The organism is Paenibacillus sp. EKM212P, from assembly GCF_011066115.1.
Classification (GTDB): Bacteria; Bacillota; Bacilli; order Paenibacillales; family Paenibacillaceae; genus Paenibacillus; species Paenibacillus polymyxa_B.
In genome coordinates this window covers 52,184-63,966 of the sequence record NZ_JAAMNR010000014.1, presented here as the reverse complement: position 1 = coordinate 63,966, position 11,783 = coordinate 52,184, and the positions used below count along the sequence as shown (strand labels likewise).

The window sequence follows — 11,783 nt, the reverse complement described above, 5'->3', positions numbered from 1 at the left end:
AACACGACCGTTAAGCCCTCCAGCGCCGATGGTACTTGGACCGCAGGGTCCTGGGAGAGTAGGACGTCGCCAAGCAAATAAAAGTATGACCTCTACATAAAAAACCGCGATTATCGCGGTTTTTTTGTTTCCAAAAAGATATGCTTGTCAAAAATCCAGTATGAATCCCATAAGTCAAGACAAGTAAGAGAAAAATAACACAGTTTTGTTTTTGAAAAAACCATGTTAAACTTTTCTCATAAAAATAAATGTACTTTCTGAGGTGAGTTGAAGTGTTGGAACGTTCTATGGAGAATACAAGGGAATTACACAAAGGAAAGGGAGTGATTTAAAAAAGAAAAGGAGATTATAAATGAGCACTTATCAAACAGTTATTAGTGATGGATTTGAGCTGAAATATGTTATAAAAGGTAACGGAAGACCGATATTGGTGATCGGCAGTAGTGTATATTATCCTCGTTTATTTTCAGACCATTTATATAAAAAGTTTCAGTTTATTTTTCTGGATCATAGAGGGTTTGCAAAACCGACTCGAGCTTTAAAACCAGAAGACTATACTTTGGATAAAGTTATTAATGATATAGAAACAGCAAGACAATGCCTTCATCTAAATGAATTTATCATATTAGGACATTCCGGGCATGCTTTTATGGCTTTAGAATATGCTAAACAATACCCGGACTATGTTCAAAAAGTGGTACTTTTAAATTCAGCACCTACAAACAGCCAAGAAAGACAACGGCAAAGCTTTTCTTTCTTTAATGAAACGGCCAGTTCAGAAAGAAAGGAACGTTTTGAAAAGGACATTGTTTTATTAGAGGAAGATATCAAAAGAGACCCTGATAGAAGATTTGTTCACATGTGTATACGTATGGGAGCTCAAAGCTTTTATGATTATGTCTATGATGCGGCTTACACGTGGAATGATGTATATACGAACATGCCTATCATTGATTATTTATGGGGAGAAGTATTCGGAAACATGAATTTGATACAATCCTTAGCGGATATCCATAAATCCGTATTTATTGGTTTGGGAAGGTATGATTATTTGGTTGCGCCAGTTTCTTTATGGGATAGGGTCGATGACACCTACGAGAACGTGAAAAAAGTGATTTTTGAATATAGTGGGCATAACCCGATGTTTGAAGAACCTCATTGTTTTGATCAAACACTAGCCGAATGGATTAATGAAGATCACTAGGATTCTTGCTAAATCATCTCTTAGATGCTTAGTGGCCCGTAAAATGAGAATCACCTTCATTTTACGGGCTTTATTATTGAGCGTTATTTACCTTTTGCACCGATGACAAAATACTATGACTTTGTTATTAGTGACTTGACGGCTTAACTAGGTTCTGTATAATAACCGAAAGGTAATAATGTATTGTTAGTTTTTTGTTGTACTTCTATCTGGAACAGCTCAAAGGATCAAGCGGACTGAACAATTTAGTAAAGCAATGATATGGAGGTCGTTATGAAATACGAAATTATTTTGTTTGATGTTGATGACACGCTGTTTGATTTTAAAATGGCAGAGAGTCATGCGCTACATAATACGTTTGCCCAATTTGGATTGCCGCAAGGGGCCACGGAGTATAAATCCAGCTATGATGAAATCAACAGTTCGTTGTGGCGAGAGGCAGAGGAAGGACATATTACCTCGGCACAGCTACGGGTCGAGAGGTTTAAGCGATTATTTACTGTTCATGGTCTAGACTTCAATCCAGATGCCTTTAGTGCTGCTTATTTACGTTATTTGGGTGAAGGTGCTTTTTTGATGGACGGAGCGATTGAATTATGTAATGTACTATCCGACTGTCGTTTGGCGATCATTACGAATGGAATCAAAGAGGTGCAAACCTCCAGAATTCAGCTTTCGCCGCTGCGTGATGTGTTTGAGCAGGTAATTATTTCAGAGGAAGTGGGTTGTCAAAAGCCGCACCCTGGTATTTTCGATTACGCATTTACCAATTTGGCCATCTCAAATAAAAGTAAGGTCCTCATGGTCGGCGATTCTTTAACCTCTGATATTCAAGGAGGGAACAAATACGGAATTGATACCTGTTGGTTCAACCCTTCCAGAAAATCAAATGCGTCTGGGATTCAACCTACTTATGAAATAACAAGTTTGATGGAGCTGCCGAATAGTGTACTTTCAAAGTATCCCGTACTGAATCATACATCGGCTGAAATTAGATGAATAATGTCGAAATCAGAAGGCCGGAAATTAAGGATATCGAAAAGTTAAATGAATTGTTTAGAGTTGTGATTACAGACACGTTTGCTAAAGAAGGCATTGGTCATATGCTGGAAGACATAGAGGAGGAAATTGATACTAAGAGGTTATATTTGGAAAGTGACTTGGAGAGTCACGGTGAGCAGCGATATTTCTTAATCGCTGTAGATGGGAATCAAATAATGGGTTCTATTGAATATGGACCAGTAAGTCAACTAATAAGTAAATCTACCAGTGATACATTTAAAAAGTTATGCGAGGTAGGAACTGTATTTGTTCACCCTGACTACCAGAAGATTGGGGTAGGGAATTTATTGTTGAAATCAATGTATTTGGCGCTGAAGAATAGAGGAGTAGAAGAATTTTGTTTAGATAGTGGATATCGTATTGCGCAGAAAATATGGAAAAAGAAATTTGGAACTCCTGATTATTTATTAAAAGATTATTGGGGAGCAGGCTCTGATCATATGATATGGAGAATCAAAGTCAAGGATGCTATTAAATGATCAATTGCTTGGCAATCTCTTGTGTGTCTTTAATCTACAGGGACCAAAGTTATAAAACAAGGCAGTCCGGAAAATCGGACTGCCTTGTTTTAATTTTTTCATCGATATTCACCGTTGCTAACTGCATTTGTTATTAGTTAGAGATAGCTTTAAGGCGGAAGGTAGAGCTGGCGAAATCTCCAGAGAGATCCGAGACAACAAGCCCAATTTTCATTAGGCGGTCACCTCCAAAAATTTCGCCATCAAATGCTACGCAGAAGGGGGAACCGCCATCTTCCACTAAGGTATTACCCGCATGGACTGCTGTGTTGCCCGTCGCTCCGTGTTCGATTATATACTTTTTATCTGGGTCAAGTCCTTTTAGAGTTAGTCGCCGGATGGGCCCATTCGGTTCAGCTAGTACGCGGAAGTAAGCGACAAAAGCTTCGGACTGGTCCTCGCTAACGAACATCCAGGCCGTATCGCCTCGGCCTTCAAATGGACTAAGGAGTCGATACATATCTCCCTGCTGTACGAGGGAACGAATTTCCTTATACTGAGCAATTTGTTTGGCAGCGAGCTCCTTTTCTTCATTTGTAAAGGCAGTTAGGTCAAGTTCGTAGCCAAAATTTCCGCTCATTGCCACGTCGCCGCGTATAGCGAGGGAGGTGATTCGCCCCACCTGGTGATTTGGTACGTTCGATACGTGTGCGCCCATGGTACTGGCTGGATACACGATGCTTGTGCCGTACTGGATAGCCAATCTTTCAATAGCATCGGTATCGTCACTGGTCCATGTCTGCGGCATATAGTAGAGCATTCCGGGATCGAATCGTCCACCGCCTCCGGAACAGCTTTCGAACAAGATGTCCGGGAACTGGGAGGTCAGACGTTCCATCAGATCGTAAAGTCCGAGCATATATCGGTGCGCAGTTTCCTTTTGACGTTCACTAGGAGCTGTAGCCGAAGCAATCTCCGTCATATTACGGTTCATGTCCCACTTGACATAAGTAATCGGAGCGATCGAGAATACGGAGCTAAGTGTCTCATACAAGAAGTCACATACTTCCTTGCGGGAGAGATCGAGCACCAGTTGGGATCGGCCTTCCGTCCGCCGCCGGCCTTCCGCATGCAGGCACCAGTCGGGATGGCTGCGGTACAGTTCACTATCCGGTGATACCATTTCCGGCTCAACCCACAAGCCAAACTGTAATCCTTGTTCATTAACCCGTTTTGCCAGGTCAGCAAGCCCGCCAGGCAGCTTGCGACGGTCTTCAAACCAGTCTCCAAGCGAACTGTCATCGTTGTCGCGCTTACCAAACCAACCGTCATCTAGAACAAAGAGCTCAATTCCAAGGGGCCCTGCTTCCTTGGCAATCGCTTCGATTTTGTCGGCGTCGAAGTCGAAATACGTGGCTTCCCAATTGTTCACGAGAATCGGACGTTCTTTGTCACGGTAAGCCCCTCGGCACAGACGTGTGCGATAGAGTCGGTGATAGGTGCGTGACATGCCTCCAAGACCTTCTTCGGAAAAGACCAATACGGCTTCAGGGGTCTGGAATGACTGACCCGGCTCAAGCCGCCAGGAGAAGTCAAAAGGATTGATTCCGATACTTACACGAGTCTGATTGAACTGCTCTACTTCTGCCTGTGCGACGAAGTTGCTGCTGTAGATTAGACTGAAACCGTAAACATCCCCACGATCTTCAGTCGCATCAGGACGAAGTAGTGCCAGAAAGGGGTTCATTTGGTGGCTGCTGGAACCCCGTCGGCTCTCGAGCCGAATGGAGCCGGGTCCGAGATCACGGCGTTGGATATGTCTTTCCCGAACCCAGGCTCCAGATAAGTAGAGAGCTTGGTAGTTGGAATCGGCGAAGTCGACAGAGGCACTCATGGCGTGTTCAATATTTATGGTAGCGCTTCCCTTTTGTTCAAAAAGAGTAGATCTAGCAATGGCACTATGATTCGCAAATACAGTATAGAGCAATGTAGTCTTAAGCCCCGAGTATTGATCCTCAAGGATCAAAAAGAGGGTTGTGGCTTCATCATCCGATTCGGCATAGACGGAAGGAAGTCCCTCGAGCTTTGGTTTACCAGGTTCAATACGGTAACCTTTATATTTCAGCTCCGTAGTCCGAGTTCCGTCCGCAAGTGCAACCTGGTAAGCTGGTTGACGAAAGTCGCTTGTTCCATATTGGGGGTATTCCTGAGGAAGCGTGTCCAAAGAAATTGTACGGCTGGAAGAAACGGGAGTGGGAGAGAAGGAGCAACGCTCCCTAAGCTCCAATATACTTGCGAGACTTTGGTGATGATGAAGTTGAGCTCCCCAATAGACATGTGCGGGATATCCTTCTACAAGCTGGATAATATAGCTGCAATCCTTGGACTGCAAATGAAACAAACCAAGCGCCTCGTTAACATGAATGTTCATGATATTCACTCCTTAGGGGGTTATCATTATTGTTTTACGTAAGGATACTGATCAATGACAACAAGACTCTCAAGTACTGATGTTAGCCTTTTTTGCATGAGCTCTCCCGAATGACAAGCTTAGTCCCGATCACGCTGTACGCAGGTGGTTCACGTCCCTCAAACCGTTCAGAGAGCAGTTGCACGGCAGCCTTTCCCATCTGTTCAGGGTAGGCACGGACAGTGGTTAGCGGAGGCTGCACGAAGGCTGCCATCTCAATGTCGTCGAAGCCGACAACAGCCATATCTTCGGGTACCTTGACTCCATGTCCATGAAGGGCGCGGAGGGCGCCAATAGCGAGCGGATCGCTTGCAGCAAAGCAGGCAGTCGGTCGTTCCTGTTGGGTTAGGAGTTCGTTCATCATGAGATAACCATCCGCGGTACTCCAGGCACCTATACGGACGAATTGAGGATTGTACAATCCCTGTTCCCGCATGAATCGTTCAAAATAATGCGCTCTTCGCTCACCGTCGCTCTTACCGCCGATAAATCCGATTTGTCGGTGGCCAAGCTCAAGTAGATGTCCGAGTGCCTGATCAACAGCTTGCCGGAAATGAAGTCGTACAGAATCATACTCCAGCTGTTCATGGTACTGGTCGACAAGGACAATGGTGTTCTTGTCAGGATGAAGTTTGAATACCTCTTCAGGATCAACGCCGCCCACAACAATCAGACCGTCCGCCTTCTGCAGGGTGCCGATGGATGAGCGGCCTCGCAAGGTCTGGCCCAACGTCAGTCCAAGCTCTTCACAGCGCAGTTCGATTCCACGGCGGATCGAGGCGTAATACGGATCGTCTCTTTCCTCCTCAATAGAACACCACAGCAGGAGGGAGACCGTTTTCCCGGCACGTTCCGTATTCTGCTTTAATTGCCTCAGCCGGGTAGGCTTATACCCGAGTTGCTCGGCAACCCCAAAAATTCTGTTTTTAGTGTCTGGGCTTACGGACAGTGACAGATCGTTATTTAAAACCCTTGAAACGGTTGCGGCAGACACACCCGCTTCGCGGGCAATGTCTTTAATGGTTGCCAAAAGAGCTCACACCTTTTTAGTTAATAATTTTACTAAAAATCGACTTTATCCTAACACATCTCTAAAGCACTTTCAAGAAGAACGGTTGAATTTTTTTAACTTTATTTTTGATCTACTACTGTAGAGATTGTTTGTGTTAACATGATGAATATTCTCTTGATGAGGGAGGGGTCCTAGTTGAATATTCTGTCACTAGCTCGTAAGTGGTTTGGTCGACTTCGCTTTAAAAGCAAGGTTATAACGGTATTTCTTCCGCTAATTATTATTTCTCTGCTTGTTCTTGGACTGTTGTCCAACCAACTTTTCAGCCGTTCTTTGATAGAGCAAACCACCAGTAATGTTGTCGATGAGTCTCAGCTTATCTTGTCTAGGACCGATTACATATTCAGGAGTGTGGAAACGGCGGCCAATATTATGGTCACGAATATTAACCGGATGTATGATTCATACGGTGTCAAACCTGATACTGCCATGGAGCCTATTCAGTTTGAAAACTTGATGCAGAGCCGCCTATCCATTGATTTGTCAATCTTTCGTGAGGTGGATGCCGCTGTATTTATTGATAACGAAGGGACGATTTTCGCCTCTTATACCGAAAGCGGGGATGATCGCAAGATCTATAGCATGCTTAAGCGGGTAAGGGAATCTGAAAGTTATGGACAGGCCCTCTGGTTTGATATGGAGAAGAGGGATTTCCTAACACCAGATCCGAGCTCTCCCGTTTTGACGCTGGGGAAGACGGTCATTAATATAGACACCGGCGAACCCTATGGAACGCTTTTTCTGTTAGTGAAGGAAGAAGGTTTGTCCGATTACTTTCGTTCCAGCGATCCAGATGCGCCCAAATCTTATTATTTTTTAGATAACGAAATGCGCGTGGCTGTGGCAGAAGACAATGAGATGCTGATGAATCCGGTGAATCCACAGCTGGGTGAGTCCATCCAACGTTGTGCACCTAATGCATCCCATGGAACGTGCTCATTCGAGTATGAGGGCAATCTGGTAACGGTCACGGATTACAACCGGATGGATTGGAAGTTGGTCAATATTGTTTCTCTTAGCCTGCTTACGGCTGATGTCCGGCAAAATGTTAGACTGTCGCTCTTAATCGGCGTGTTATGTCTTATTTTTTCCTGGCTGGGCGCTAGCTTTCTATCTAAAATGGTCGTTAGCCCTCTCGAACAACTAACTAGGGCCATGCGGACTGTTGTAACCGGTGACTTGCAATCGGTTACAACAGTCCGCACAGAGGATGAGATCGGTACCATTGCTGAAGCGTTTAATTTTATGATAAGACGAGTTCGGGAGCTGCTGGATGAGGTAAGGCAGGAACAGAACCGTAAGCGTGAATATGAACTTGCACTGATAAGTGCCCAAATTAAACCGCATTTTCTGTACAACACTTTGGATACCATTTATGCACTCAATGAGTTAGATCGTAATGAGGAGGCTAGAGATACTACAAAAGCGCTGGCAGATTTTTATCGAATGGTGCTGAACAAGGGACGGGAATTAATCACTTTAGAAAAGGAAGCCCAGATTACTGATGATTACCTGACGATTCTGCAAATCCGTTATCCCGATGTGTTTCGCTATGAAGTGGATATCCCTCCCGAGCTTGCAGGTACACCGATCCCGAAGCTCTCGCTTCAGCCGCTTGTCGAGAATTCGATTTACCATGGTCTTAAGAAGAAAGAAACAAAAGGTTTTATCCGTATTTTTGCCTTTAAACAGGGCGATAAGGTGGTCGTTCGGGTGCAGGACAACGGTGTGGGGATGGATGAATTCCAAGTTCAGACTATCATGTCCAGACATTTACCGAAAGAAGGAATACGATCAATCGGTACCTACAGTGTTCAGCAACGACTGAGCCTGTATTTTGGCGAGGAGTATGGGATATCCGTGCAAAGTGTGCTCACGGAGGGAACAACTGTTGACCTGTTGCTGCCGATGCTGCCAAAGGGGAGTGAACACCAAGATGTATAAAGTGATGATTGTCGATGATGAACCGCTGTTCCGAGACTTTCTGCGTATTAAGATAGATTGGGAAAGTCATGGCTTTCGGGTTTGCTGCGAAGCAAGGAACGGCCAGGAAGCACTTCAGGAAGCCGAGCGGCATCAGCCGCATCTCGCCCTCGTAGATATCAATATGCCCTTTATTGACGGAATTGAATTAGCCGAGAGGTTAAAAGTCAAGTTCGAACGCATCGTTATTGTATTCATATCCGGACATAACGAATTTGAATACCTACAGAAGGCGGTTCGAACCGGAGTACAGGATTATTTGTTGAAGCCGTTCAATGCAGAAGAAATGCTCTCGATGTTGGAACGTATTAAGCCGAAACTACCAGTGTTTCCACAAGAGAGCGAAAGTACCGAGTGGGGTAAGCATGGTAGCGAAGCGTTGCACGGCAGAGCAGGTATGCCTGATTTGGGCCATCTGCGTGATGCGGTCGTGCTAGACCTCCGAATGAAAGACAGTGAAACGTTAGAGGAGGTCCGTAAGGCAATCCGGCAGCTTAGTATATACAAGTGGGGGGATGAATACGCGGATGCGATGCTTATGGGAATCGTATCTCTAGCACTTTCCTTTGCAAGTGAACGCGGTATTCCTTATGATCGGCTATGGGATGAAGGAGGGAACAAATCTCCTTACGACCGGCTGCGGGAGTTGGATTCCTGGGAGGCTGCTGAAGGTTGGATGCTCGCCCTATACCGCAAGCTGATCCAGCTGATGGAGAATATGCGTCCTACGAAGGCTTCCAATTTGTTTGCGGCGGCGATCAATTATATCGAGGACCATTATGCAGACACAGAGTTGTCTGCTGAGCAGGTTTCGTGCGGAGTTTTCGTCGATCCCAGCTATCTCCGGCGCGTTTTTCGCAAGGAGTCTGGCTTCTCCATAGTGGATCATATTACACACATCCGGATGAAAAAGGCCAAGGAGCTTTTGCTAAATGGAAATCGGAAGCTGTCAGAAATCGCTGAAAGTGTTGGATACAGTGACCCCAATTATTTCGGCAAATGCTTCAAGAAACGCTTTGGCATGACACCGACTGAATATGAGCAACTTAAAAAAAGGTAGCGCCTTTCCTACGAGGCAGGACAAATCGCTTTAAGCCTGGCGGTTTTCCTATATATGGAGAACCGCTGCTCTATTTGTCCCGTTTTTTACTGATTAAGCCCGTTTTATTCCTTAATCAAAAAAAGAAGCGGATGTATACTGTAGTCATGCAAATGAAAGCGTAATCATAAAAACACACTGCATGAGGGGGATTAAACACATGAAAAAAACTTACAGAAGTTGGAGTGCAGCTTTGCTAGTGCTCACCATGTCTATTGGATTGGTCGCTTGTGGCGAAGATAACTCGACCTCTTCCAAGAGCGAGGCAGGGGACGGTACGATCAAATTGAAGGTGTATGCGCAGCATTTTGATGACGATACCATAAAGCCGTTCGATTATGCGGTGGAAGAGCTCAAAAAGAAGATGCCAAACGTAGAGATTGAACTGGATCCTGCCGTGCAGGATGGAGGCCAGAAGCTGAAAACCTATGCCGCAACGGGAAACATGCCGGACATCTATTTAGCGGATTGGTCTGTTCTGCAAACTTTCGCAAAATCGAAAAATGTTGAGGTGCTGGACAACTATGACACAACGGCCGAATTCAAGAAGAATCTTAACCCTGGTGTTGAATCGCGTTTGGTAGCTCCAGACAATCATGTATATGCTTATCCCGAAACCGGTATAGAATTCCAAATGATCTATTATAACAAGTCAATTTTTGAGAAGGTCGGAATCAAAACACCGCTTAAGACGATTGACCAGATGGCCGATGCAGCGAAAAAGTTGAAAGACGCAGGTTATGTGCCTATGTCAATCTTTGCCAAGGAAAAATGGATAACGACCGCTTTTTATAATGGACTGGTTACAAGGGAGCAGCCACATGGATTCGGAGCACTTGATCAGAAAGGTGTAATAGCATTGCCGAAAGCATTTGTAACAGCAGCTCAGCAGATGAAGCAATTGCAGAGAGCCGGATTGTTCGACGCCAACGCCACGAATACCAATTATGATCAGGCATCGTCCTTATTTTATCAGGGGAAGGCTGCTATGTTTGTGAACGGACAATGGGAAATTTACAGTTCACAAGAAAAGCTGGGCGACCAGGTCGATTGGATGTACTGGCCTGCAAAGGATGAAGCAACCTACGAGAATTCCAAATATTTCATAGACGGCTCAGGTTCACCACAAGGTTACGCAGTATCACCGAGTAGCAAGAACAAGGAAACAGCTGTAAAGGTAGCGGCCTTCCTTGCCACCAAGTCAGCCGAGTATAGATACACCCAACTTGGAAGTCCAATTGTTTCGCAGAAAGTGGATAAGCCAATGGCCTCCAATGTCCCAGCAATGATGCAGCGAGTCGTCAAAGAGTTGCTGCCAAACGCGCAGGAATATGCTCAACTTCTGAGCAATACAAAAATTCAGAACACCATTAATGACAATACTCAAAATTTAATGGTAGACAATTTCTCTGAACAGGATTTTGTGAACAATCTGAATAGTACATTGGAAAAAGAAAACTGAGAATTCAGGAATTCGGCAACCCTTGGCGGATAAGTCGCTGGGGGATGCTGTTCCAAAGATAAGGGGTGGAAGCAAGACATGAATAAATATTTGGGGAACAAATCGGCGCTCGCACTGTTTCTCCTCCCTGCTTTGATACTGTATAGCGTGATACTGATATATCCCGTTCTGCAAACTGTTCTTCGCAGCTTTTATGATTGGGACGGCCTGAGTACGCTGACCTTTTCGGGACTGAGTAATTATCGGGAACTGTTCTCCGATCCTCTACTTGCTACTTCGCTTAAGAACGGATTAATCTTTGCCATTGTGCTGGCGGTCTTTCAGATCGGACTGGGAACACTATTAGCGCTAATCTGTGCGGACCCGCGCACACGCGGGCGAAAAATACTGAAAACGTCTTATTTTATCCCAGTTGTCTTATCGGTAACCGTGGTGTGCCAGCTGTGGATTGCAATCTATGACCCAACTAACGGATTGATCAACCGGCTGTTTGATCTCTTGAACATCCCTTATCAGCAAAATTGGCTAAGCTCCCCGACAGCATCGATTATTGCCATCGCCTTCGTTAATGCCTGGCAGTTTATGGGGTATCAATTTGCGCTGCTATATGCAGGAGTTAAGTCAGTACCCGAGGACTACTTTGAAGCCGCCACGATTGACGGCTGCAGCAAATGGAGAGCGCACTGGCATGTCACACTTCCTCTGATGAGGGAAACTTACAAATTCTGCTTTATTATTGCGATTACCTCTGGAATTGGGGCCTTTGTGCAGATGCTGATTATGACAAATGGTGGCCCCGGCACTACAAACTATACAATGACATTCATGATTTACCGCTATGCTTTCATGGAAAGCAACTATGGGTATGCATGTGCTGTATCCGTGCTGCTTGTACTAATCTCACTATTGGCAACTGTAGTCATCAATAAGCTGTTCGACCGCGGACAAACCGCCTGATAAGGCGTGTATCGAA

The 11,783-nt window shown here is 45.0% G+C and carries 9 protein-coding genes and 1 rRNA gene; 8 read left to right on the top strand and 2 right to left on the bottom strand.

All coding sequences use genetic code 11. From position 1 onward, the window contains the following. From rrf to G9G54_RS23870, 4 genes are all read left to right on the top strand, one after another. Positions 1–75, top strand: a 5S ribosomal RNA gene (gene rrf, locus G9G54_RS26280); the annotation flags it as partial. A 277-nt stretch (positions 76–352) separates the two neighbouring features. After that, positions 353–1,204 carry an alpha/beta fold hydrolase gene (locus G9G54_RS23880; RefSeq protein WP_165179857.1) on the top strand — a complete coding sequence of 284 codons (852 nt, stop codon included), beginning with the start codon at positions 353–355 and terminating at the stop codon, positions 1,202–1,204. Positions 1,205–1,477: 273 nt separating this feature from the next. Next, positions 1,478–2,203 carry a YjjG family noncanonical pyrimidine nucleotidase gene (locus G9G54_RS23875; protein WP_165179856.1) on the top strand — a complete coding sequence of 242 codons (726 nt, stop codon included), beginning with the start codon at positions 1,478–1,480 and terminating at the stop codon, positions 2,201–2,203. Further along, complete coding sequence (locus tag G9G54_RS23870) at positions 2,200–2,745, top strand: GNAT family N-acetyltransferase (protein WP_165179855.1); 546 nt, start codon at positions 2,200–2,202, stop codon at positions 2,743–2,745. Before G9G54_RS23875 ends, G9G54_RS23870 begins: the two co-directional genes overlap by 4 nt. 133 nt (positions 2,746–2,878) lie before the next feature. Here the strand turns inward: G9G54_RS23870 and G9G54_RS23865 are convergent, their stop codons facing one another. Further along, a complete protein-coding gene (locus G9G54_RS23865) occupies positions 2,879–5,155 on the bottom strand; it encodes an alpha-galactosidase (protein WP_165179854.1) in 2,277 nt (758 codons plus the stop codon). Between the two features lie 82 nt (positions 5,156–5,237). Continuing rightward, on the bottom strand, positions 5,238–6,224 hold the full coding sequence (locus G9G54_RS23860) for a LacI family DNA-binding transcriptional regulator (RefSeq protein ID WP_061830985.1): 987 nt from the start codon (positions 6,222–6,224) through the stop codon (positions 5,238–5,240). Positions 6,225–6,401: 177 nt separating this feature from the next. Here G9G54_RS23860 and G9G54_RS23855 point away from each other — a divergent pair, with 177 nt between their 5' ends. From G9G54_RS23855 to G9G54_RS23840, 4 genes are all read left to right on the top strand, one after another. After that, positions 6,402–8,210: a cache domain-containing sensor histidine kinase gene (locus G9G54_RS23855; protein WP_165179853.1), complete on the top strand. Its 1,809-nt coding sequence runs from the start codon at positions 6,402–6,404 to the stop codon at positions 8,208–8,210. Continuing rightward, positions 8,203–9,309: a response regulator transcription factor gene (locus G9G54_RS23850; RefSeq protein ID WP_165179852.1), complete on the top strand. Its 1,107-nt coding sequence runs from the start codon at positions 8,203–8,205 to the stop codon at positions 9,307–9,309. The genes G9G54_RS23855 and G9G54_RS23850 overlap by 8 nt, the downstream gene beginning before the upstream one ends. A 199-nt stretch (positions 9,310–9,508) precedes the next feature. Continuing rightward, complete coding sequence (locus G9G54_RS23845) at positions 9,509–10,810, top strand: ABC transporter substrate-binding protein (protein WP_165179851.1); 1,302 nt, start codon at positions 9,509–9,511, stop codon at positions 10,808–10,810. A gap of 78 nt (positions 10,811–10,888) precedes the next feature. After that, positions 10,889–11,767 (top strand): carbohydrate ABC transporter permease, encoded by an 879-nt coding sequence (locus G9G54_RS23840; RefSeq protein ID WP_061830977.1) that lies wholly within the window; start codon positions 10,889–10,891, stop codon positions 11,765–11,767. Positions 11,768–11,783: the final 16 nt, after the last annotated feature.